At 54.0% G+C, this 25,305-nt stretch carries 11 protein-coding genes; 3 read left to right on the top strand and 8 right to left on the bottom strand.

Translation table 11 applies throughout. The features are described from left to right. Positions 1-308 precede the first annotated feature (308 nt). A complete protein-coding gene (locus tag V6E55_RS08660; RefSeq protein ID WP_316942603.1) occupies positions 309-3,260 on the top strand; it encodes a transporter substrate-binding domain-containing protein in 2,952 nt (983 codons plus the stop codon). Positions 3,261-3,303: 43 nt separating this feature from the next. On the opposite strand, the gene V6E55_RS08655 is transcribed toward V6E55_RS08660, so the two are convergent. The 7 genes from V6E55_RS08655 to V6E55_RS08625 all read right to left on the bottom strand — a co-directional run bounded on the left by V6E55_RS08655 (position 3,304) and on the right by V6E55_RS08625 (position 20,857). Beyond that, positions 3,304-3,993 (bottom strand): response regulator transcription factor, encoded by a 690-nt coding sequence (locus V6E55_RS08655; RefSeq protein WP_236919871.1) that lies wholly within the window; start codon positions 3,991-3,993, stop codon positions 3,304-3,306. Between the two features lie 45 nt (positions 3,994-4,038). After that, entirely contained in the window at positions 4,039-5,496 is a 1,458-nt protein-coding gene (locus V6E55_RS08650; RefSeq protein WP_316942602.1) for a TolC family protein, read from the bottom strand. After that, a complete protein-coding gene (locus tag V6E55_RS08645; protein WP_129994793.1) occupies positions 5,496-6,731 on the bottom strand; it encodes an HlyD family type I secretion periplasmic adaptor subunit in 1,236 nt (411 codons plus the stop codon). Before V6E55_RS08645 ends, V6E55_RS08650 begins: the two co-directional genes overlap by 1 nt. Further along, positions 6,728-8,986, bottom strand: a complete 2,259-nt coding sequence (locus V6E55_RS08640; RefSeq protein ID WP_316942600.1) for a type I secretion system permease/ATPase — start codon at positions 8,984-8,986, stop codon at positions 6,728-6,730. The genes V6E55_RS08645 and V6E55_RS08640 overlap by 4 nt, the downstream gene beginning before the upstream one ends. A gap of 211 nt (positions 8,987-9,197) precedes the next feature. Continuing rightward, positions 9,198-10,106, bottom strand: a complete 909-nt coding sequence (locus V6E55_RS08635) for an OmpA family protein (RefSeq protein WP_129994791.1) — start codon at positions 10,104-10,106, stop codon at positions 9,198-9,200. A gap of 46 nt (positions 10,107-10,152) precedes the next feature. Continuing rightward, positions 10,153-15,864 (bottom strand): Ig-like domain-containing protein, encoded by a 5,712-nt coding sequence (locus tag V6E55_RS08630; RefSeq protein ID WP_316942599.1) that lies wholly within the window; start codon positions 15,862-15,864, stop codon positions 10,153-10,155. An 85-nt stretch (positions 15,865-15,949) separates the two neighbouring features. Continuing rightward, entirely contained in the window at positions 15,950-20,857 is a 4,908-nt protein-coding gene (locus tag V6E55_RS08625) for an Ig-like domain-containing protein (RefSeq protein ID WP_316942598.1), read from the bottom strand. 212 nt (positions 20,858-21,069) lie between these two features. On the opposite strand from V6E55_RS08625, the gene V6E55_RS08620 reads away from it, so the two are divergent. Then, entirely contained in the window at positions 21,070-21,780 is a 711-nt protein-coding gene (locus V6E55_RS08620) for a response regulator transcription factor (protein ID WP_316942597.1), read from the top strand. 185 nt (positions 21,781-21,965) lie between these two features. Beyond that, positions 21,966-23,615 carry an alpha,alpha-trehalase gene (locus V6E55_RS08615; protein WP_316942665.1) on the top strand — a complete coding sequence of 550 codons (1,650 nt, stop codon included), beginning with the start codon at positions 21,966-21,968 and terminating at the stop codon, positions 23,613-23,615. Here the strand turns inward: V6E55_RS08615 and V6E55_RS08610 are convergent, their stop codons facing one another. Then, the gene (locus tag V6E55_RS08610; RefSeq protein ID WP_316942596.1) at positions 23,616-25,205 is read right to left on the bottom strand and encodes an STY4199 family HEPN domain-containing protein; all 1,590 of its coding nucleotides are present in this window, start codon (positions 25,203-25,205) and stop codon (positions 23,616-23,618) included. It abuts the gene before it with no gap. Positions 25,206-25,305 lie beyond the last annotated feature (100 nt).

The following is a 25,305-nucleotide window of genomic DNA, read 5'->3' as shown; positions in this document are numbered from 1 at the left end:
CTATCAGATCATTACATTAAGAATCCAAAACGTACAAATATGGCGCTTAATTTGAAATTTAGGTTAAGTCACTTAATTTACAGTTAATTATAATAAGACGTAAAAGCTTTTAATGCTGCATTAATTCGTGATAATAACCAAGCCTTGTCTTATAACAATGTTCCGAATGTTTCGGCAGAATAAAACCCTCAAATAAATTATTATTAAATCGACAGATGCCGACTATGGTCTGCGAGAATCCCTTATCACGACGAGGTTATTCTACAGCTATACACTACGCCTCGCGTTCAGGAGTCCGTTAAAAAGATATGCGCAACTATTTCCGCCACTTTTGGCTGCTGATTTTACTCTTGCTTTCGCTATCCCCGGCGATGGGTGATGAGTATAAAATCCTGATGCGAACGCCCATTCAGGGTTTGCACCGATTAGCCCTCAGCGACGAACAAGCGGCATTTATCAGGCAACATCGGCAATTGATTGTTGGCGTCACCCATTATGATGCGCCACCTTTTGGTATGCGCAACATTCGTAACGAGTATGAAGGTTTAAGCGCCGATTATATTGGGCTGGTGGCCTGGCAACTGAACCTGCCGGTTAAAGTGAAAGTCTTCGATTCCTCCGATGAGGTCTGGCAAGCCCTGGCACGAGGTGATATCGACCTGATACCCTCCGTGGCGGCGTTTCCCAACAACGATGTATTTGCCTTTTCTTTACCCTATGCCAGCGATAAACCTGTGCTGGGCCTCAATGACAGCGACACAAAACCACTGGCGGAGGATTTGCGTAATACCGACGTTGCCATGGTGAGGGATTATTTACCGCTGTCGCAGGTCAGGGCAGCCTACCCTGAGGCCCGTTTTCGTCTCTTTGATAGTTACCAGGAAGCCCTTAGCGCGGTGGCATTTGGGCAGTCGCGGGTTTATCTGGGAAACAGCTACTCGCTCAGCCGAAACTATTTGAACAATATCCATGTGGAGCGTTTCTCACGTCTGAACAGCCGTGAAGTTGGGTTCGCGCTAAACCAAAATAATCCTCAACTGCTCAGGTTGATTAATACCGCTATCGAAGCCGTACCCGAAGATGAAAAACTGGATCTTTACCATCTCTGGCAGCCCGACCGCATTGACCTTGCCCAGGGGTCAAAGTCGCTCTCCTTTACCCCACAAGAGAAAGAATGGATTGCGAAACATCCGGTTGTTAACGTCCTGATCTACAGCCGCGACAATGCGGCTCCGGTCTCGTTTATTGATAACAAAGGTGTTTTACGTGGCATTGCGGCCGATCTGTTTTCTGTTGTTTCGCTCAGGACAGGATTACGGTTCCGCTTTGAGACAGGCGACACAACCCAGGATTTAATTCAGCAGGTTCATGAATTAAAAGCGGATATGCTCGCGTCGGTGACGCCAAGCGAAGCGCGTAAAGACAAAATCCTCTTTACCCGTCCTTATCTGCGTAGTGCCTTTGCTCTGGCTACGTCGACAAGCCGTAACGACATTCATATGCTGGCGGACTTACGCGGAAAGCGGCTGGCAATGGTCAAAAATATCGGCGTGGAAAGCATGATACGCCAGCGTTACCCTGAAATTGAGATTGTGCCCGTGGGTAATGAATCACAACTGCTTTCGACCATTATTGACGGTAAAGCGGACGCCGCCGTGGGCATCCTGATCATGACGGACTACCAGATCTTCACCAATTTTCAGGACAAGCTGAAGGTGGTATCCATCGTGGGTGATTCCCCCGTCTGGCTCTCCTTCGGTGTGGGACTGGCAAACCCGGAACTGCAGAACATTTTAGATAAGGTGTTACTGAGCATCTCCCCCATTGAACTGGAAAATCTGGCCAACCGCTGGCGGCCGAACGAACTGGTCGTTGTCGATAGCTTCTGGTATCGCTATCGCGAAGTCTTAATCGCTACCGCGGTCTTCAGCGGGGTGTTGATTCTCCTGGCATTAGGCTGGGCACTCTACTTGCGTAAGCAAATCGCCCGTAAAGCGGCACTACGTCGTCAGATGAACGAACAACTGGTGCAATTGCGTGAAGTGGTCACCGAGCGTGAAGCGTTGCTGGTAGAACTTAAAGATGCCAAAGACAGGGCGGAAGATTCCAACCGGGCGAAATCGGTCTTTTTATCGACGATGAGTCATGAAATCCGCACCCCAATGAATGCAATTATCGGCATGCTGGATATCGTGCTGAAAAAAGGACGCCAGGGTGAGCAGGATATCCAGGCACTGGAGGTCGCTTATGAATCCGCAGAAGGTCTGGTGGGGCTCATTGGCGATATTCTCGATATCTCCCGTATTGAAGGCGGACATCTTGATTTCAATCCTGAAGCCACCAACCTCGGCAAACTGATCGACAATATGATGCGTGTCTTCCACGGCGTTGCGGTAGAGAAAAATATCCAGTTAAACAAGATATTCCCGACTGAACCGTTGCTGGACGTCTATGCCGATCCGCTGCGTATTAAACAAGTTCTCTCGAACCTGTTAAGTAACGCCATTAAGTTTACCGATGTCGGCAGCGTGTCACTGACGCTGCAGCAGAAGGAGGACCCGGAAAAAGAGTGCGTCTACTACGTGATAGAGGTGCGGGACAGCGGCGTGGGGATTGACGCCAGCCAACAGGCTGCTCTGTTTAAACCCTTTAGCCAGGCGGATAACCGTCGTGCCGGTACCGGGTTGGGGCTTTATATCAGCCGAACTATTTGCGAAAGCATGGATGGCACGCTAACGCTGAGTAGCGAGAAAAACGTGGGTACCACGGTACGGGCAACCTTTATGCTGTCGAAAGTAAAAACGCAAACAACTGTCAGCGAGCAGCCGCGTCTTGATGATGAAAAGATCCCCGCGCTGCATATTCTGGTGGTCGATGACAACCCGGCAAACCGGATCTTGCTGGCCAAACAGTTAGCATGGTTAGGGCAACACGCCTATCTGGCATCTGATGGTCATGAAGCACTGGCTCTCTGGGAAAAGACCAATTTCGACGTGATTGTTACCGACTGCAACATGCCGGGGATGAACGGCTATCAGCTTACGCAAACGCTTCGCGAGCGTGAGCGCGAACAACACAGAGCTCCAGCCTGGATTATCGGCTTTACCGCGAATGCCATGCATGAAGTGATGGAGCGCTGCTTACAGGCTGGTATGAATGATTGTCTGTTCAAACCTTGTTCGATCAATAATATCGCCACAGCACTGCGAAATATTCAGCCAGTGATGGCAGAAACAGTGGATGCAAGACGATTGCCCTGAACAGGCATAAAAAAAGGAGCCTCTCAGAGGCTCCCGGCGGGGGTTAAAGCAGTTGGTCGTGCCAGAGGAACAGTTCGGAGTCCGTTTTGACGCCCAGCTTTTTCATGGCCGACTTCTTCTGACCACTCACCGTCTTACGACTACGCTGGAATTTTTCTGAAATCTGCAGGACAGACATTCCACCGGTAAACAGGCGCAGCACCTCAATCTCCTTAGGTGACAGCTTATCCAGACGACCAATGCCATCAATCACCTGCGGCTCATTGTCCCCCTCTTCCGTACCCGCACAAGGCTCCGAAATAAGGTAGAACTCTTTCTCCATACTTTCAGACAGGGAGATACGTCCCGCCACCACCTCACGTACGGCATTCACCACCTCTGAGGCATCCCGGCTTTTACCGACATGCCCGCGCACACCCGCTTTTAACGCCATACGGACAATTGCTGTATTTTCCAGCGTGGATGAAAGCAGGATTTTCAGCCACGGGAAGTTACTCATCAGCTGTTTGATCATCGGTAAACCGTCGATCTCTTCGTCACCCAGCAGGTAGTCCAGAATCAACACATCAACACGATTGCTGCGTAAAAAATTAATAAGATCGATACGATTAGCAAAACTGCCTTTCAGTTCGAAATCGGGTTCCTGGCTGAAGATAATTTCCATTCCCTTACGCACAATCGGGTGATCGTCGAGTAAAGCAATATATATTTTCTTACCTGAAAACGGGTTCATATCTATTCTCTTTAATGCCTGCAGAGTGAGTCATAATAAAAAGACTTATTTATTATTTCGTAACCACTGTAACAGCGTGCCAGCACTGGCATAACTACGAAATATTGCCGAATAGGCATCGAAACGGTTGGTCACTTCCGCAACCTGGTTACCGTAAAAGTCACTTTCTGCACTCAGCACATCCAGCAGAGTACGTCTGCCGAGGTGGTACCATTGGTCAAAGAAATCATGGCGAATGCGATCAGATTCAAACGATAAGTTATGATATAGCTCAGCTCGTTCCAACATGCTATGTGCATCTTGATCGGCTGCACGCACACGGTTATCCAGATCACGCGATTGTTGTTCAATGGCTTCCCGGCTGGCATCCGCACGACGCGCGGCGGAGAGTTCAGCCGCTCGCTGCGAGCCGCCACGGAAGATCGGCCAGCTTAAATTCACGTTGGTTTCCCATGCCTGCTCACGTCCCAGCTCATCGCGGCCGGTACTTTTCCCGACGTTCCAGGTGACTGTCGGATAAGCCGCAGAACGTGCCGCTTCGGCATCTGCCAACGCGGAGGCGGTTTCAGCCTGCGCCTGTCGAATCGTCGGATGCCTGTCGATAGCGGACAACTGTGTATTCAGCGATCCTGGCGTCAGGTTCCATACAGAAGCTTTTGGCAGCGGTACGGAAGTATCACCCAACAGGCGGTTCAGCGTGATTTCCGTATCACGCGCACGCGACACAGCAGTATCTAAAGAGGATTGCGCCTGGAGTAAACGTCCTCTGGCCTGGGTTAATTCACTGCGACGCCCCTGGTCGACCTTCACGATACCGTCGAGCATTTCGACCAGCTCATTCATTCGCGCCACGTATCTCTGGCTCAGGGTAATGATATGGCGCTGTTTGCTCAGTTCAATCAGGGCGCTGCTGACCTGCCAGGCGATGTTTTCCGCCTGCGCGTCAGTGTTGTCTCTCGCGGCCTGATGTAGCGCTTCACGGCTTTTAATGGTGTTGCTGGTGCGGCCGAAATCAAGCACCGTGGTGGCTACGTTCACCGTCACCGCCGGACGGCTATCACTGTAGCCGCGCTCACCATTACCAAACTGGTAGCTTTTAGAACGCGTTCCAACATCCACCTGTGGCCAGCGCTGCCCTTTCGCCTCGTCGACGTTAGCCTGTGCTGCCTCGGTATTGAACTGCGCACCACGTACTTCAGGGCTGATCGACAGCGCGGTATTCACCGCATCGTTAAACAAACTCCGGATTTCATTCTCACCAGGCGCACGGGCGGTCTGGGTTGTGCTACTGGTTTTTTTGACTGGCGTCTTTGCCTGCTCCACCAGCGGCGCAGCAGGCGCAGGAGGTGTGGATGCCATCACCATGCTGGATTTTTCCACTGGGGTGGTCGTGTTAAAGACCAATAAACCATCACTATTGGCAGCACTTTTCCCGGATACCAGGCAAGAGAGTACCGCCAGTGCCACCAGGTGGCACTGTAAAGGAGAATAATTTTTCATCATTAACGCTCGCGGAAGGCTTCTTTCGCTTTAAAAATGGGTTTCAGCAGATAATCGAGAATGGTTTTTTCGCCGGTGCGAATTTCCACTGTTGCAATCATGCCGGGAATAATCGGTAACGATTTACCGCCAGCATTCAGCGCACTGCTATCGGTTAAGACCATCACCCGGTAGTAGGTGTCGTCAGGACGTCCGGCCGCCGCTTTGGCGTCATCTTTTAAGGTGTCCGGGCTGACGAGAGATACGTGCCCTTTCAGACCACCGTAGATACCAAAATCGTAGGCGGTGATTTTCACCATGGCAGGCAGTCCCGCATGGAGGAAGGCCACGTCAGACGGTTTTATCTTGCCTTCTACCAGCAACTGATCCTCCAGCGGCACAATTTCCATAATGTGTTCACCCGGCTGGATAACCCCGCCGATGGTGGTCACCCGGACGTTTTTCACTGTGCCTTTCACCAGCGCAGTAATGGTTGTCCGGTTCACCACATCTTTACGCCCCGTCAGGCTTTCTTCGGCCTGAACCAGATCGAGCTCCTGGCGAATAAGATCGGCGTTGGCATCCGCCTGGTAGCGGTTACGACGCTCAACAATCTGGGATTGCAGGTCGTTTGCCTGGCGGCGCATACGCAGTAATTCCACCTCGGAAAGCAGACCGCGCGCGGCCAGTGGCTCAGACATCGCAATTTCGTTCTGCGCCAGACGGTAGCTCTTCTCAAGAGAAGCCACCCCTTCTTCCAGCGCCTGCTTGCGGCTGTTGTAGGCACGGGTTTCCAGCTCTACTTCAGACGGATACTGTTTCACACGGTCACTAAACGTGAGCGGCAGGCCGTAAGCTTCTGCACGCAGGCGGTCAACGGTCGCTTCCAGCGCGACAACCTTACGCAGCGTCTCCTGATAGCTGGATTGCGCTCGCGTCGGGTCGATTTTCAACAACACCTGCCCCGGCTCAACAATGTCACCCTCACGAACATTCAGCTCTTCGAGGATCCCACCCTCAAGGCTCTGGATAACCTGTTCGCGGCTTTTCGAGACGATCTTCGCATCACCTTTGGTGATCTCTTCCACTTTGGCGAAATGTGCCCAGGTTAAAAACCCGGCAAATACGACCAGAATCAGCCATAACACCAGACGTGACTTTGGCGTGGTCTGGGAAAACAATGCCTCCTGAATATCGCTCATCCAGGCGGCATCACGGGCTGATATCGCTTTGTTATTGTTACGTTTTAAAAATTTCATGCGCTGGCCTCCACCTGCTCTTTCACCGGCGCACCTTTTACAGGCGAACTGTCATTTGCTGGCGTTCCGTTGAGTGCCGCGAGGATTTGCTGTTTTGGGCCATCCGCGACGATTTTTCCGTCCTCAATAATCACCATCCGATCCACCAGCGCCAGCAATGACGGGCGGTGTGTCACGACAACCAGTGAGTGTCCGGCGGTCGCCACTTTCAGGTGTTGCAGGAACAGTGCTTCAGTTTGGGCATCCATTGCGCTGGTCGGTTCGTCCAGCAACAGCAGATTAGGGCGAGCCAGCAGCGTCCGCGCCAGTGATACCAGCTGACGCTGACCACCGGACAAACTGTTGCCCTGCTCACCCACAGGCATATGAATGCCGCGCGGGTGACGCGCCGCAATCTGATCCAGCCCGGTCAGGCGCAGAACCAGGAGAAACTCGTCGGAAGAGGCGTTCTGGCGGCCAATCATGATGTTTTCGCGCAGGGTGCCGTAAAACAGACGCGCTTCCTGGCCGACAAAGCCCACATTATTACGCCAGTCGGATGGCTCAATCTGGTTCACATCCAGCCCACTGCTGAAAAGCTGCCCTTTTACCGGGGTATAGAGACGCGCAATAATGCGCAGCAGGGTCGATTTACCGCTGCCGATTTTGCCCACAATCGCCACACGTTCGCCCGGTTTAATCGTCAGGTTGATGCCTTTGAGGATCTCCGGGTTAGGCTGCATTGGTGGCGCCGGATAGGAGAACGTCACCCCTTTCAGCTCAATATCGCCGTTCAGTTCCGGCTGTTTGATGTAATCAATGTCGCTGCTGCGATCGGTCGGGTGCTCCATCAGTCTGTTCAACGAAGTCAGTGCCGCTTTAGCCTGCTGATAACGCACGGCTAAACCAATCACCTGGCTTAATGGCGCAGTGACGCGACCTGCCAGCATGACCGTACCGATCAACGCCCCCTGCGTCAGGCTGCCGGCATCGATCAGATACACACCGGCGACAATCAATATGACTGTCTGCAGTTGCTGCAGGAAACTCACGGAGTTCATCGCCAGTGCAGAGTAGTGTTTTGACGCCGCCGCACTGGACGACTGCATGGCGCTGAACTTCTGCCAGCGGCTCTGCATCCAGGACTCACCGCCCACGGACTTCAGGGTTTCCATCCCTTCAATGGACTCAATCAATACACCCTGTTTCAGCGAGGCTTCCTGCAAGCTCGCTTTCATTACTTTCGCCAGTGGCCACTGAATAAGCATGCTGACCAACAAAATCATTGGCAGCATCAATAGCGGCACAATCGCCAGCTGACCGCCAATGGCGAAAATAATGGCAATAAACAGCAAAACGAACGGCAGATCGGCAATGGCCGCCAGGGTTGCGGAAGAGACGAAATCACGCACCGATTCAAATTCGCGAATCTGGTTGGCAAAAGAGCCAGACGATGCCGGTTTATGCTCCATTTTGACCGCCAGAGACTGACGAAACAGAACACTGCCGACGATCAGGTCCGCTTTTTTCCCTGCGGTATCGAGCAGATGCGCACGCACGGTACGGGTGATCACTTCAAATATCATCGCCACCAGCACGCCAAGCGCCAGCGACCAGAGTGTGGTGAACGCCTGGTTAGGGATAACACGGTCATACACGTTCATGGTAAAGAACACAGTCGCCAGCGCGAGTACGTTCACCAGCACTGACGCCAGCGCCGCGCTGCGGTAATAGCTGCGATAGCGCCACAGCGTACTGAACAACCAGTGACCTTTCGGTTGCGGCGGCGCGATATCGCTAACCCGGCTGTCGATACGCGCAGTCGGTTTAGCCGCGATCGCGTAGCCCACATACAGCTCGTTGAGCGCTTCATGATTCAGTTCAACCGGCTCGTCGCTCACATCCGGCATGATCAGGGAATAGAACAGATCCCATTTGTCTTCTGCGTTTTTACGGCGCTCACGCGCCAGCAGAATCATGGCCCCAGAGCCTTTACGCAGCAAAATCATCGGGAAGATCTGCTCAGGCAGTTCCGCACTATTACGCTTGATGAGCCCCCCGGTCACACCGGCATTTTTGAGCGCATCAAGCGCTAACGAGGGTGTGAGGAGTTGTTCGACAGGCAGACCAGCGAGCAAAACGTCATCGCTCTTACCGAGGCCATAATGCTCACATACCCAGGCAATACTTCTGAGCAGTGAGTCATCATTTTGTCGGTTGTCGCGAGTGGCGGCGTGCAGCTGTTCCTCCTGAATTTTAGCCGTTGAGGATTCCATATTTCGTATGTTCCTGGTTATTAAAAGACAGTTAAATCAAAAAGATAAAACAACCTTCTGAGAAGAATTAGGAATATTCTGTCACGCGGAACGGTCTTGCCTTAATGAGACCTGTCTCAATGGAACTGGTTATTTTTTGACGCGAATCAGGTAGGGAAAAGCAAAGAGGGGGAGGATGCCTCCCCGTTATGGGAAGGCAGAGGGGGAAGCATTATTTTTGCGCGGGTGCCGCCACGTTCTGATCGCCACTGACACGCACCACTACGCGACGGTTTGGCGCATAGCAGGAGATCAACGCGCTCTTGCTGGACGCAGCGCAATCATTCACGATCGGCTCATCGCTGCCGACACTGGTGGCTGTCATCAGACGTGCTGGCAGACCGTTTTCCGCCAGCATGGTACGGACGGTTTGTGCACGTTTCAGACCCAACGCGTAGTTACCGCGATCGCTACCGATGGCGTCGGTGTGGCCAATCACCTGAATCTGTTTCAACTCAACGTTTTCACGCTTAATCGTTGTCACCAGATCTTTCACCGCCTGGCGACCCTGCGCAGAAACGCCTTTCACGCTGGACTGACCGAAGCGGAACATCACATCGCCGGACAGTGTGTAATCTTTGTACTGCGGCGCAGCCAGGTTCTTACACGCTTCAACGCTGGAAGCACGGGACAGCACGTGGATCTGCTCGCGCAGCCCGGCCAGATCTTTCTCCGCCTGTTCACGCGTACGGGCTTCCGGCACAGCGTTCATGGTGTGGTTTACACGTACAAAATAGGTTTGCCCGCCGCGCATTTCGACGTTGTAACCCTGCTCTTTACCGCGATACTGCGGTGCATCGTTCTGGTACGCCCCCAGATTATGCTTGCCTGGCGCCAGACAGAAAACGGTATACCCTCCCGGCAGCAGTGCGTCATGGAATTCATTGTCGACATAAATATGCGCCGCACCGCCTGCGGTGTTGCTGGCATCACGGTAGTAAACAATTTGTGTCTGCGTCTGACCCACTGGCGCGACAGGTTGATACGTTTTGCCAAACGTCTCCGCAGCCATCGCGGAGGGCAGTAAAAATGCGGAGGAGGTAAACAGCGCCGCAAACAAAGAGGTCTTGAAAAAAGTCATAAATCCTCCAGAGGCCTCCCCGAAAGGAGGCCTGGAAAAGTTTAAGTTAGTGATTATTTACGTTGACGGTTACGCCGTTCTGAACCAGCAGTTCCACATCATGGTTTTCCATGTGGTAAACCTGATATTCCACACCGGACACCTTGACGTTACCGGCGTTGGTCCAGTTGCCTGGATCGGTATTGTCAGGCAGCAGATCGTTCAGGTTCAGCACATCGCCTTTATCACCCTGAACCATCAGCTGTTTATTGCCATCAGCGATAAACATGTCTTTCTCAGCGTGAGTCAGCACGTCGTGCAGACTGATATTCAGCTTGTCCTGCTTGCCGTTCGTAATATCAATGGTCTTGTGCTGGAGGCTATCCAGATTGATCTCACGATCATTCAGCGTGCTGACAAGATGGTTATCATCATGCTGCTCTTCCACGCTCATCATCATACTTTTAGACGCTGAGCGTGATGTGCCTGCGGTCCAGCGTACGTCATCAATGAAGTACTGGTCTGTGTTAATGGTGTTACCCCCACCAGACAAACCACTGCTCGTACCGCGCCCCATATTGAAGACAATATTCCCGATTTCACGGCCTGCTGGCGCGTTGACAGAGAACGTTACGCCATCTCCGGATGGCAGGTAACCGGAGCTAATCACATTCCCGAGTGTATCGTAGGCAATGTAAGTAGACTTTATGACGCTCGACTGGGTTGAGTCATTCGCACCATAAAGCTTCATGCTCACTGCACTCATACCATCGAAATGCAAGGTCAGGTTACCCGTTGGTGCCAGCACACGGTTACCCGGACTATATTGATAAAGCAGACCACCGTAACCCGGGTAGTAGTTATCGCTTAAGGTAAATTTCAAACCACTTGCCAGCGTAACCGTACCTTTACCATACGTTGTCGTCGCTACTGCGTTAAAATCCTCAAAACCACTGGTTTTCACCGCCACATTGATATACTTCTGGTTGCCCAGCGCACTGGTGTTTCCTGCTGCGTCAGTCTGTTTAGCTCGGAAGTACCAGGTACCATTATCCAGCGCTTTCGGGATTTCCAGGCTCCAGGTACCATCGGCTTTGGCCGTGGTGGTGTAAACAAGGTTATTGCTACTCCAACCCTGGTTACCCAGCGCCAGCACGATCTCAATCTTCGCACCCGCTTCCGCACCGTTACCGGTAATGGTCGGACGGTTGTCGTTGGTTTTTTCACCATCGGCCAGATTGCCTACAGTGCCACCCGCGACGTTATCAACAACTGCAGTTACCGTCGGTGCCGCCGCAACGGTATCGACAACAACGTAGTGCTGATTGCCCAGACCACTCTTGTTACCCGCCAGGTCGGTCTGATTAGCACGGAAGTACCATGTTCCATCCTGCAGCGCCTTCGGAATTTCCAGACTCCAGGTACCATCGGCTTTGGCCGTGGTGGTGTAAACGAGGTTTGTACCGCTCGTCCACCCCTGGTTACCCAGCGCCAGCACGATTTCGATCTTCGCGCCAGCTTCTGCGCCATTACCGGTAATGGTCGGACGGTTGTCGTTAGTACGCTCCCCGTCAACCAGATTACCGACTTTGCCGCCCGCCACGTTATCCGAGATAACCGTTACGTTCGGTGCGGCTACCACGGTATCAATCGTAATCGCGAAGTTCGTCGAGTTCCCCGAACGGTTTCCGGCCTTATCAATAGAGTAAGCCTGGAAGTTATAGGTCTGGTTATAGTTAGTTGTCAGCGGGAAGGACCATTGTCCATTCGCGCCCGCCGTAGCCGACCCATAAACGACACCGTTGGCCGGGTTGGTGATGTACACCACACTGCCTGCCTCCGCCGTGCCGCGTAAGTCCAGCGTACGGTCGTTGGTGACACCGCCATTACCTACCAGTCCGTTATACACACCACCCTGAACATCATCCCAGGAACCGGTGATCACCGGCGCGTTATTAACGGTATCCACCGTGATCGCGAACTGCGAGGAATTCGCAGAGCGGTTACCCGCAGCATCCACTGAGTAAGCGTGGAAGTTGTAGGTCATGTTGTAGTTGGTAGCGACCGGGTACGACCATTTACCATCCGCACCTGCCGTCACAGAACCCGATACCGTGCCGTAGTTGTCGATAACGATATACACCACACTGCCTGGTTCCGCCGTACCACGTAAATCCAGCGTACGGTCGTTGGTCACGCCGCCATTACCCACCAGTCCGTTATACACACCACCCTGAACATCATCCCAGGAACCGGTGATCACTGGCGCGTTATTGACGGTATCCACGTTGATGGAATAGGTCTCAGATTTCGCGGAGACGTTACCCAGATCGTCTTTAGCGATGGTATAGAACATGTGCGGACGACCCGCAGCCGTGTTCGCCACGGCACGTTCCCAGCTCCAGTTACCGTTTGCATCGGCTTTCACCGTATCCAGCACAGCGTTGTTATACGCGTTGTAGATATAGACGATGCTGTTCGCTTCTGCTTTACCACGCAGCTCCAGGTTAGCGTCGTTGGTCAGACCGCCGTTTGGCACCAGTCCGTTATACACGCCGCCCTGCACATTGTCGTAAGTCCCGAGGATGATTGGGGTAGCAGACTGGGTATCCACCACTAAACCATACTGGTTGGATTCGCCCGACACGTTACCCGCCGCATCCTGCGCTTTCACATAGAAATCATGTGATGCGTCAGACAGCTTCGGCGACGTCCAGCTCCAGTTACCGCTCGCATCGGCAGTCACCGAGGCAATCGGCTCGCTGCTGCCCGGTATATAAATTTTCACCAGGCTGTTCTTCTCAGCCGTACCGCGCAGCTCCGGCGTAGCGTCAGATGAACGGGTTCCGTCAACGATCAGCTTACCCGCATCGTCATACATGCCGGTGATAGCCGGTGCATTCGGTGCTTCGGTATCGATGGTCAGCGTCCACGGTGCCGTCGGTGCGCTCTTCACACCAGTTGGGCTCTGGAATACCGCCGTCAGAGACAGCTCAGTACCGTTGTTCTGCTGTGGCAGTGTAAAGTTCCAGGTGTTCGCAGGCCCTACGGTGACCGAGTCAATCAGGCGGGTACCGTCGTAAATGAAGACCACATCACCTGTCACACCCTTACCGTGCAGGGTCGGCGTGGTGTCATCGGTCACCGCCGGGTTCGCCAGGTCACCCTGAACCAGACCCACGTCATCAGCAACACGATCCAGAGAACCTGTCGGGATACGGGTATCCAGCGTCAGCTCGAACGGTGCCGTCTGCGCACTCTCACCTGCGCCGGCATCTTCGCTGGCGGTGATCTTATAGGTTGCATCCGCAGTCAGTGCCGGATTGATGGTGTATTGCCATGCACCAGTAATGGCGTCAGCGCGCACACTGTCGATGTATTTGCCATCAACATATACTTTTACCAGAGCGCCAGCCGTCGCACGGCCCACCACTGTTGGGGTCGTGTCGTCGGTATGGCTACCGCTACCCAGATTACCGGTGATGTCACCCTGATCGTCCACAACGTGGCTGATAGAAACACCGTTATGGCTGGTGTCCACGGTAAAGTGGATCGGAGCAGACTCTGGACCTACGTTACCGGCTTTGTCTTCAATAGAGACTTTCCAGGTGTAGTCGCCATCCGCCAGCGCCGGGGCCGGGGTGTAGCTCCAGTTACCTTTATCGTCTACCGGTACGCGCACGGTGGTGCCGTTACCCAGATCGATAATCGCAGTACCGTTCGCTTCCCCCTTACCACGGTAGGTTGGGGTGTTGTCATCGGTTGTGTCGTTATTGGCAATGAGACCCGGCGTGCCGAAGTCATCCCACAGCTCAATGTCCGTAGGTGCCAGCGGATCAACGGAATCGACAATAATCACCCACTCGCCAGTTTCCGGACCGCGGTTACCTGTCGCATCTTCTGCAACTGCGCGGAAGCTGTGTTCGCCCTGGGCCAGATCGGTGTCGAAATCAATCGTCCAGCGGCCGCCCGTCACCACGGCGCTGCCGATAGGGTTCGGGTTAGTGCCATCGTACAGATAGACCGTAGTACCGTTCTGTGCGGTACCGGTAATGGTAGGACGCGCATCGTTAGTGATACCACCGTTCTGTATGGTCCCCACATGGGCATCAACGTCGTCGATCACGTCGGTGATCGCAGGCGCTGTCGGAATCCCCCCCGCCAGCAGATCAAATGAGAACGTGTCAGAAGGTTCAGAGCGCAGCCCCGCCTTGTCCTGAGCCACAACAGCAACATCGTAATGACCGTTTGCCATACCCAGTGATGGTGTCCAGGTCCAGACCCCGGTGCTCGTGTCAGCGGTCACAGAGTCGACGGTTTTCCCGTTCACAATGATAAACACCAGGCTGCCCTTCTCGGCCGTACCAGTGAAATCTGGCGTGCTGTCGTCAGTAATACCACCGTTAGCGATGTTACCGGTCTGCTGACCCGCATCATCATAGACGGTATCGATCGTCGGTTTTGCCGGCGGCTGAGTATCCACAACAAAGTCGATCGGAGCGGACGGTTCGCTGGCGTTGCCCACAGGGTCAACGATCACCACAACGGCTTCATGCTCACCGTCTTTCAGTGGGTTTTCCGGGGTCACTTCCCATTTACCATCGTCACCGACAATCGCGGTGCCTACAACTTCGTCATCAATAATCAGTTCTACGGTATCGCCAGGCACAGCACCTTCGCCGCTGAATACTGGCTGGGTATCATCGGTTACGTCACCGTTGTGAATAGGGCCAACAACCGGACCCTGATCGTCCTCAACATCACCGATTACCGGTTTGTTTGGTGCTTCGGTATCAATGACCAGTTTCCACGGCGCGGTCGGTGCGCTTTCCACACCAGTTGGGCCACGGAAGACCACGCTGACGTCCAGCGCAGTGCCGTTCGTCTGCTCAGGCAGGGTATATTCCCAGTTGTTGTCAGCACCGACAGTGGTGGAACCAATAACGTCACCGCCATCGCGAATAAACACGATATCCCCTGGGCGGCCAGTACCGTGCAGGGTTGGGGTGGTGTCATCAGTTACGCCCGGGTTCGCTACATCGCCCTGATAGCGACCTTCGTTGTCTTCAATACGGTCCAGAGAACCGGTCGGTACCACGGTATCCACGGTCAGCAGGAACGGACGTGTCGGTGCCGGGATCTCACCAGGGCCGCTGTATTCACCTGCGGTAATTTCGTAGGTCTTACCGGATTCCAGCGCCGGGTTGACCTCAATAGCCCACGCACCAGTGGTCGGATCGGCAGTCATAGAACCGACCTCTTTACCATCAACATACAGGGTGACCAGAGAGCCAGGCGTCGCCGTCCCCACGATTGCCGGATTCACGTCATCCGTGCTGCTGCCGCTTGCCAGTGGGTTAGTCAGTGGGCCGGTGTTATCTTCAGCGTGGCTGATGGACACCGCATTACCGACGGTATCAATAGTGAAGCTAACCGGTGCGGTAGAGGGACCACGGTTACCCTGAGCGTCTACCAGGGCGACAGACCAGGTATAAGCACCGTCCGCCAGTGCAGGTGCTGGTGTCCAGCTCCAGTTGCCTTCTGCGTTTACCGGCACGCTCACGCTCTGACCGCCACCGAGATCAATCACGGCCGTCATGCCCGGCTCACCCTTACCACTGATGGTTGGGGTGTTATCTTCGCTCAGATCGCCGTCATAAATTTCACGCGGGAACTGGTAGTCGTTCCACAGTAAAACGTCAGTAGGCAGTGGTGGCAGCGTCGCCATGGTGGCGATGTTTGGCTCAGTATTGTTGGTAGAAGTAATGGTCTTTTTCATACAATTTTCCAAATGAATTCTGTTTATGATCTGATCTAAAACGTTCAGAGGCTTCAGCACAGAAGCCTCCCTTTCCTGACATCAATTAATGGTTCTGTAGCGTGACCGTGACTCCCATCTGAACGAGGATCTCGGTATTCAGGCTATCCATCTGATAAGACTGATACTCCACGCCCCCAACATTTACCGTCCCGCCATCGGTCCAGTTCCCCGGGTCCATACCGTTCGGCAACAGGTCGCTCAGGTTCACCGAGTCTCCCGCATCGCCCTTCACCATCATTTGGTTGAAGTCGTTGTCGTGGAACAGGTTCTGCGTGGCGTTTTCCAGCACATCACCCGCGCTCAGCGTCAGGGTGTTGTTGCCTGTTCCCGTAATGTCGAACACTTCCACTGACTGGACAGGGTGTGTCAGTGTGCTCAGATCCAGGTGCTGATCCGCTCCCAACAGCTTCAGCGTATCGGTGCCCTCTCCACCCTGAATCACTGCATTGGTCAGGCTGGCCACGTCAGCCACCTGATACAGGTTGTCCGCCGCATCGCCGTACCAGATATCGCCCTGGTTATCCGCCAGGAACTCGCCAGGGGTGACGCTTTTCGCCGTTCCGCTCACCACCAGGTCATCGATACTGAAACCAAAACCAGAGCTGGTTGGCTGCTCTTCGTGGTGAATTTCCATCCGGTAAACTGGCGTATCATCCGGGCTGGTGAACGACACCGGGACGTTACGGTTGCCGATGAACGCATTCACTGGCTGAGAACCAATCTCATTGCCGTTGATGTCGTAGAACGTCACCACCGTAGACGGGCCGGCAAAGCGTGGGTTGAAAACGAAATCGATCGTTTTCGCGCCATACTGGAAGTCGACAAACATGCTGGCTTGCATCCCGAGATCCGCTGAGGTGCTGTACAGATACAAGCTGTTGGTGCTTCCCGTACCAATGACCTGTCTGTCGAACTCATAATCCGCCGTGCCGGTATCTGGTGTGTGGGAGAAACGCATCCCGTGCACCCACGCACCAGCATTAATGTCCGCGAACTCCGTATCGTCTTCGAAGCTGTTGGTACTGGTGAACGCGCTGGTGCGGTAGCTGGAGCTGTTACCCGCCGCGTCAACAATCGCCGCCCCCACCGGAATATCGGTGTAGCCGCCCGGTGGCAGACTCAGGGTCACGTTGCCGTTAGCAATGTCAGCGGCCGTCAGCGTATGGGTCACGGTAATGTCACCGCTCTTCACCAGTACGGTGTCGCCCTCAACAATCCCGCTGCCTGGCAGCGTCACCGTCACGTCGTTACCGCTGCGCACCACGTCGGTCGGTTCATCCGGTGCTACCTGATCCAGCACCACCTTCTGTGAGGATTCGGTGTAGTTCCCGGCGATATCGACCACGCGCGTCAGTACAGTCCAGTCCGCGCTGTGCCCCTGCCCATCGACAAACGCCCACTTGTCGCCGTCAACCATGGCTTCAAGCCAGGTTTTCCCGCCGTCAGTAGAGACCAGCACTTTCCCGCCCGCTTCCAGCGGGGCCGAGAGATGGCCGCTGATCAGGCTGCCGGCCTGACCACTGTTGGTGATGAAGTCGCTGCCGCTGACACCGGAGTCATGGGTCATCTCATCAACCACCGCACTGCTTGTCGGCGCATCGGTATCAACGATGATTTTCCATTCCGCTGACGGCGCACTTCTTACGCCGGTTGGGCTCTGGAAGACCGTCGTCAGGGCCAGTTCCGTGCCGTTGTTCTGTGCAGGCAGGGTGTAGTTCCATGAGCCATCCGGACCGACGGTAACGGTGTTAATCAGTGTGGTGCCGTCATAAATGAAGACGGTATCGCCCGCAACGCCGGTCCCGTGCAGAGTTGGTGTGGTGTCATCCGTCACTGCCGGGTTCGCCAGGTCCCCCTGCACCAGACCTACGTCATCCGATACGCTATCGAACGAGCCAACCGGTATGCGGGTATCCAGCGTCAGTTCAAACGGTGCGGTCTGCGCACTGTCACCCGTGCCGGTATTTTCACTGGCAGTGATCTGGTATGTCCCGTCAGCGGTCAGCGCCGGGTTGATGGTATATTTCCACTCACCGCTAGCCGGGTCAGCGATCACGCTGCCGACAAACTTACCGTCCAGATACACTTTCACTTCGGCACCAGGCGTAGCGCGGCCCACAACGGTTGGTGTCGTGTCATCGGTGTGGCTGCCGCTGGCAAGATTACCCGTCAGCGCCCCTTCATCGTCTTCCACGTGGCTGATAGATACACCGTTGTGGCTGGTGTCCACGATAAAGTGGATAGGGTCAGAAGCTGGGCCAACGTTACCCGCTTTGTCTTCAATCGAGACTTTCCAGGTGTAGTTACCGTCCGCCAGGGCCGGTGCCGGGGTGTAGCTCCAGTTACCGCTGCCATCCACCGGGACACGCACGGTAGTGCCGTTACCCAGATCGATGATTGCGGTACCGTCAGGCTCGCCCTTCCCACGGTAGGTCGGGGTGTTGTCGTCGGTGGTGCCGTTATCCGCAATAATGCCCGGCGTGCCGAAGTCGTCCCACAATTCAATGTCCGTAGGTGCCAGCGGATTAACGGAATCAACAATAATCACCCACTCGCCGGTTTCCGGGCTGCGGTTACCCACAGCGTTTTCGGCGACCGCGCGGAAGCGGTGCTCGCCCTGCGCAAGTGGGGTGTCGAAATCAATGGTCCAGGTCCCACCGGTTACGACAGCGCTACCGATCGGCGTCGGGTTAGCGCCGTCGTACAGATAAATCGTTGTACCGTCCTGACCCGTACCGGTGATGGTCGGTTTGTCGTCGTTCGTGACGTCACCCTGCTGTACGGTGCCGACATGAGCAGCAACATCATCAATCACGTCCGTGATCGCTGGCGCCGGAGGAATACCGCCTGCCACCAGATCAAACGAGAACGCATCAGACGGTTCAGAACGCAGGCCAGCCTTATCCTCGGCAACCACTTTCACATCGTAGTGACCGTTCGTCAGCGCCGGAGATGGCGTCCAGGTCCAGTTGCCTGTTGGATCAGCGGTAACGGAATCCACTTCCTTACCGTTAACAATGATGCGCACCAGGCTGTTTTTCTCTGCGGTACCCGCAAAGGTCGGGGTACTGTCATCTGTGATATCGCCGTTAGCCAGGTTACCCGTTTTCAGGCCAGCATCATCAAACACGCTATCAATCGTCGGTTTTACCGGCGGCGTGGTGTCGACGATGAAACCGATTGGGTCAGACGGTTCGCTGTCGTTACCCACCGGATCGGTGATCACCACAACCGCTTCATGTTCGCCTTCTGGCAACGGTTTCTCAGGGGTCACTTCCCACCTGCCGTCATCGCCGACAATCGCGGTACCCACCACTTCGTCGTCAACAATCAGACGCACGGTGTCGCCTGGCGTACCCTTGTCGCCACTGAATACCGGCTGGGTGTCGTCGGTGGTATCACCATTGTGAATAGGACCCACCACCGGCCCCTGGTCGTCTTCAACGTCACCAATGACCGGCTTGTCAGGGCCTTGCAGGTCTACAATAAATTCGAAATCATCAGAGGGTTCGCTGGCGTTACCTTCCGGATCGGCAATGATCACTTTCCCGACGTGTTCGCCTTCCGGCAGCGGTTTCTCCGGGGTCACTTCCCATTTACCGTCGTCCCCAACGATCGCGGTACCCACCAGTTCATCGTCAACAATCAATCTGACGGTATCGCCAGGCGTGCCGTTTTCACCGCGGAAGGTCGGCTGCGTATCGTCAGTCGCACCGCCATTCTGGATTGGCCCGACAATGGTACCGGCATCATCTTCTACTTCGCCGATGACCGGTTTTTCAGGTGTAACGATAAATTTGAAGTCATCAGATGGCTTGCTGTCGTTGCCAGCCGGATCGGTGATGATCACGGTACCTGTGTGACTGCCTTCCGGCAGTGGTTTCTCCGGGGTCACTTCCCATTTGCCGTCTTCGCCAACAATGGCGGTACCGACGACTTCGTCGTCAACGATCAGGCGTACGGTATCTCCAGGCGTGGCACCTTCGCCGCTAAAGACCGGTTGTTTGTCGTCAGTCGCATCACCGTTATGGATAGGTCCTGTCACCGCGCCGACATCATCGGTCACTTCACCGATAACCGGTTTGGCTGGCGCTTCCAGATCGATGGTGAAATCAAAAGAGTCGCTCGGGGCGCTGGTACGGCCATCCGGGCTTTTACCGATTAGCACAATGCTGTGGTCGCCATGTGCCAGCGGGGTTTCTGGTGTCCAGGTCCAGGTGCCATCCGCACCCACACGGGTTTCACCGAGCTTGACGTTGTTTTCCCAGAACTCAACGATATCGCCCGCTTTACCTTTACCGCTAAACGTTGGGGTGGCGTCATCGGTCACACCGTTTTGCGGGATCGAGCCGGTTTTCGTGCCGTAGTCGTCGTGCACGTCAGTCAGTTCAGGGGTGGTAACAGGTGCAACTGTGCCTTTTTTGTCACCGCCATCGTCACGGTTATGACGAATAATGGCACCCAGGCCCACCAGCGCACCGATCCCGGCCAGCGCACCCAGCGCCAGCAAAGCTGGAGAAAACGCGGTACCCGCAACAGCCAGACCATCCAGGCTCGCAATTGCCCCTGCGCCCAACGCCTGAGCGGAGGATTCCCCATCCAGCAGGAAAGCGGCTTTATGGTCATCATCACCGTCGGTGGCGATATATTCATGCCATTGACCATCTTCGCCTTTACCCACCAACTCGCCTGGGTTATCGAAATAGTCTTCAATGATCAGCTGCGGCTGATCTTCATCAGTGCCTTCCAGCATGACGAACAGGTCTTTGCCCACGCGTTTCAGCGTAATGTTTTCTGGCGCGACGCCATTTTTCCCTTCGGCAAGAATGTATTTTGCATTCGGGATGGCTTTGATTTTGACAGCACTGCCAACCTTTTCACTGCGCAGAACGTCAGCTTTGACAATCGTATCTTTATCAACGACTGCAATATTTACTGGCTTGAGAGTCATGTTTAAATTCTCGTGTAAATAATCGATCTGTGTCCGCGCAACGCGCCAGACGCACTTCCATACGGGATACATTCCCTGGCTGACACTATCTTCTCGGTTGGCAAGTTTTGTCTTAATAAGACCTGTCGCAAACCGGTCTTATATGTTGTTGAGAGGGGGGAAAGAGGAAAAAGAGGCGCAGTAACCTGATGGTATTTAGACCTCAGAAAATAATGGTGAAGATAAAGACAAGTCTTAGCCAACTTTTTTTAGCGCAGATGGAAAATGACATTTTTGTCACCCAATCAGGACAATCAGGAATGTCAGATAAAAAAGTCATTCTCATGGATGTCAGTTCATTACTGCGGACTGGCATCCAGGGTTTATTAGCAGAACACGGTTATCAGACGGCGGCACAATTCCCCACGATTGAGACAATGCACAGCGCGTTGCCGATGTTACATGCTGACCTGATTATTATGGAACATCTGCAACAGAGCCCCGAGGTTTTCTCTCATCTGATGCAAATAAGAAAAGACTACCCTGATATTCAGGTTCTCATTTTGTCTTCATCCTCCAGTGATTTTCATATTCAGTTGAGCCGCCGAGCCGGTGCGGCAGGTTATATAAATAAAAACAGCTCACTGGATAAAATTATTACCACCGTCAACAGGATCACCTCCGGGGGATATTGCTATGGCCCGGAACTATGGCATCACCACGCCAGGTATCCCCGGGACGCATCGCTGTTATTATCGCTGTCTCATATTGATATCTGTATTTTGCGCTATATTTCCGCGGGCTACAGCAATAAGATTATCGCCTCGATGCTCAATATGAATAATAAAAAGGTGAGCGCGTATAAGCAGCGCATCATGGCAAAATTCAAAATAACCCGCCTGGCGGAACTGGTGGATCTGGCAAAACGGAATTATCTATACTGAACTGCGGAAGATGCCCGGGCGACGGCATGTTCGGGCTTTTTTACATAATTTGTTGCAAAACGAATGCTCCGAAAATAGTGATCTGCCGCACATATTCCTCCCCATCTACCGAAGCGAATGTCTACGCTTTAAAGACACCCGGAAGAACAATCTCTTTGAACACACAACCGGAGGTCCTTATCACCATGTTCAACCAGAAGACACAGGCTACCGAGAACATCGAGTTCGGGATTGAAGAAGAGCTGCGCTACGAGACCGATCCCTGTGAGTTGAAACTGGATGAAATGATTGAAGCGGAGCCGGAACCCGAGATGATCGAAGGGCTACCCGCCTCTGATGCTCTGACGCCCGCAGACCGCTATCTTGAACTGTTCGAACACGTGCAGTCGTCACGGCTGTTTGCAGACAGCAAAACCTTCCCCGACTGCGCGCCGAAGATGGATCCGCTGGATATCCTGATCCGCTATCGCAAGGTCAAACGTCACCGGGATTTCGACCTGCGCCAGTTTGTGGAGAACCACTTCTGGTTACCGGAGACTTACAGCACGGAATATGTCTCCGACCCCGGCCTTTCGCTAAAAGAGCACATCGACAGTCTGTGGCCAGTGCTAACGCGCGAGCCGCAGGATCATATTCCCTGGTCATCCCTGCTGGCGCTTCCGCAAGCGTATATCGTCCCCGGCGGGCGTTTCAGCGAGACCTACTACTGGGACTCTTACTTCTCCATGCTGGGGTTGGCCGAAAGCGGCCGGAACGATCTGCTGAAATGCATGGCGGATAACTTCGCCTGGCTAATCGAACGCTACGGCCATATTCCGAACGGCAATCGCACCTATTATCTCAGCCGCTCCCAGCCCCCCGTTTTTGCCCTGATGGTGGAGTTGTTTGAAGAGGACGGGGTGCGCGGGGCCAAGCGTTATCTTGAGCACCTCAAAATGGAGCACGCCTTCTGGATGGACGGCGCAGAGTCACTGCTGCTTAATCAGGCTTATCGCAGTGCCGTGCGTATGCCGGACGGTTCGCTGCTCAATCGGTACTGGGACGACCGTGACACCCCGCGTGACGAATCGTGGATTGAGGATGTGGAAACGGCCCGACACTCGGGTCGTCCGCCCAATGAGGTGTATCGAGACCTGCGCGCGGGTGCGGCTTCCGGCTGGGATTACTCTTCACGCTGGCTACGTGAACCAGGGCGGCTTGCCAGCATCCGTACTACGCAGTTTATTCCCATAGATTTGAACGCTTTCCTGTTTAAACTGGAAAGTGCTATCGCCAATATCTCGGCATCAAAAGGTGATAAAGAAACCGCCGACCTGTTCCGCCAGAAAGCCAGCGATCGTCGCGCAGCGGTCAACCGTTACCTGTGGGACGAAGAAAATGGCTGTTACCGCGATTACGACTGGCGCCGCGAGGTCATGGCGCTATTTTCTGCGGCAAGTATTGTGCCCTTATACGTTGGTATGGCAACGCATGAGCAGGCTGAGCGGTTGTCTGATGCGGTAAAAACGCGGTTGCTCACCCCCGGCGGTATTCTCGCCACCGAGTATGAAACTGGCGAACAGTGGGATAAACCCAACGGCTGGGCCCCGCTGCAATGGATGGCAATTCAGGGTTTCAAGCAGTACGGAAATGATTCGCTAGGGGATGAGATCGCCTGGAGTTGGTTGCAGACGGTGAACCATTTTTATACCCACCACCATAAGCTCATTGAGAAGTACCACATCGCCAGCAGTACACCACGCGAAGGGGGCGGTGGTGAATACCCCCTGCAGGATGGCTTTGGCTGGACGAACGGCGTGGTGCGACGGCTGATTGGGTTGTATGGGGAACCCTAATCAGCGAATCACCTCATAAATGGCGGTCTGAATGGACTGCCATTTTTTCGTGGTGGCATCCGGTTGTGACTGCGCACGACGAGTCGCCATATCAAGATCGTGCTGCTGGCGTTTCACCACGGCTGGCACCGTACAGAATGCTTTCAGATACTCTTTACGTTTTGACGTCAGAGGCTCGCCATTCGACATGGCGTGGCTGAGCGTATTGATAAAGCGACGACATGGCTTCTCTTCAACCATGTTCTGCTGGTAGCGTAACATCAGTTCCAGCACATCGTCATAACCTGCCGACATCGCCTCTTCGGTCCATGACAGCTTCCAGTCCATGCCACCCTGTAAAAAGAGCTGAACCACGCGGGTATCGTTGCGGTTAATGGCCGAACGGAAATTATTCTCGTCCCAGGTCACGCCCATACGCGTCAGTGTTTCACGCGAGGAAGGCGTCTCGCGCATTTCCTGCGGAGGCGCTGTTTCTGCGGCACTGACGGTCGCAGGCTGTGGTTTACCACTGGTCACCAGCCAGAAGCCCCCTGCCACGATGGCAATCACCATGACGCCAACCGCCCCCCATAACGCACCGGAAATAAGCTGCTCGCGTTGTTCTGGGGTGCGCGGTGCGCGCTGGGTCGGCTTTTCAATGGTGTCACGAACTTCAAACAGATCCCCGCCAGTGACCCGATCCATTTTCTGCGCCTTTTCCCAGAAGGTATGCAATTCGCTGGCATCTACCGCCATTAACCCGGTCGGATTGACGCGTGTTCTCCCCTCTTCAAACGCACGCTGAACCGGTCGGCTGATCTGCGTGTAATAGTTATCCAGCAACTGAATTTGCGCCGAACTTAATGTTTTCTGAACCGTAATGTTGTTGCGGATTTGCCGAATGTCATCGAGGAAGGTTTGCAGCGTTTTACGCGGTTCCACCAGCAGCGTCAGCATGGTCGGGTCACTGAATAGCGAAGCGTAATAGCGGCTGAACTCTTTTTTATCCACCAGCATCTGCGCCAGTTCACTGAACATCATGCCGCTCAGGACATCGTTAATCTCGCCAAGCTTCAACCAGCGTCTTACCCTGTCGGCGTTAAAAAGCGTCTTAAGATGGTTATTCAACCGCACCTGATCGGGCCAGGCCTGCTGGATGAGCCCTTTTAACATCAGCTCAATTGCACGCACCTGTTTGTGCGCCTGTTGCTGCTGGAGTTCACTGCCCGGAGCCAGTTCAGTGCTGTAGGTCAGAAGCGGCTGCTGCAGACGAAGGTGTTCCAGTGCAGTCACAAACCGCATCGCCGCAATCAGCTGGTTTTCACTCACATCCTGCCCGCTTTCATACTGCGGTACGCGCTGCTGAAGCAGGCGCAATTGCAGCGTAAATTCCGACATCTCGGCATCATTCAGATTGAGCTTCTTCGCAACGGCTCCCCAGCCCCCCAGACCTAAACGCGCACTGTCCAGTTGTTCCAGAAACCAACGTGGATCTTTGCCCTCAGAAGCATGTACATTCAGAAGAAGCAAAATTTCCACTGAGGCCTGGCGAATGACCGCGAGACAGTGTTCGAACTGTTCGCGAACGTGATCTGATGTACTGAGAGCCATTATTTTCCTTAAGCAACAACGAAGACATTCGGAATGGCACGTGACGGCCGTTTTTCTTTTTATTTATACGAGGTTAACCATACCTGACTTTCTATTGAAA

The sequence above is a fragment of the Enterobacter sp. 342 genome, from assembly GCF_036663495.1.
Taxonomy (GTDB): domain Bacteria; phylum Pseudomonadota; class Gammaproteobacteria; order Enterobacterales; family Enterobacteriaceae; genus Enterobacter.
Note: the sequence above shows the minus strand (reverse complement) of the source record. Positions and strands in the feature narration are given on the sequence as shown.

Excerpts from the sequence above, each read along its gene's own strand:
- V6E55_RS08660 (WP_316942603.1), top strand. The coding sequence starts at position 309 with ATGCGCAACTATTTCCGCCACTTTTGGCTGCTGATTTTACTCTTGCTT.
- V6E55_RS08655 (WP_236919871.1), bottom strand. The coding sequence starts at position 3,993 with ATGAACCCGTTTTCAGGTAAGAAAATATATATTGCTTTACTCGACGAT.
- V6E55_RS08650 (WP_316942602.1), bottom strand. The coding sequence starts at position 5,496 with ATGATGAAAAATTATTCTCCTTTACAGTGCCACCTGGTGGCACTGGCG.
- V6E55_RS08645 (WP_129994793.1), bottom strand. The coding sequence starts at position 6,731 with ATGAAATTTTTAAAACGTAACAATAACAAAGCGATATCAGCCCGTGAT.
- V6E55_RS08640 (WP_316942600.1), bottom strand. The coding sequence starts at position 8,986 with ATGGAATCCTCAACGGCTAAAATTCAGGAGGAACAGCTGCACGCCGCC.
- V6E55_RS08635 (WP_129994791.1), bottom strand. The coding sequence starts at position 10,106 with ATGACTTTTTTCAAGACCTCTTTGTTTGCGGCGCTGTTTACCTCCTCC.
- V6E55_RS08630 (WP_316942599.1), bottom strand. The coding sequence starts at position 15,864 with ATGAAAAAGACCATTACTTCTACCAACAATACTGAGCCAAACATCGCC.
- V6E55_RS08625 (WP_316942598.1), bottom strand. The coding sequence starts at position 20,857 with ATGACTCTCAAGCCAGTAAATATTGCAGTCGTTGATAAAGATACGATT.
- V6E55_RS08620 (WP_316942597.1), top strand. The coding sequence starts at position 21,070 with ATGGTGAAGATAAAGACAAGTCTTAGCCAACTTTTTTTAGCGCAGATG.
- V6E55_RS08615 (WP_316942665.1), top strand. The coding sequence starts at position 21,966 with ATGTTCAACCAGAAGACACAGGCTACCGAGAACATCGAGTTCGGGATT.
- V6E55_RS08610 (WP_316942596.1), bottom strand. The coding sequence starts at position 25,205 with ATGGCTCTCAGTACATCAGATCACGTTCGCGAACAGTTCGAACACTGT.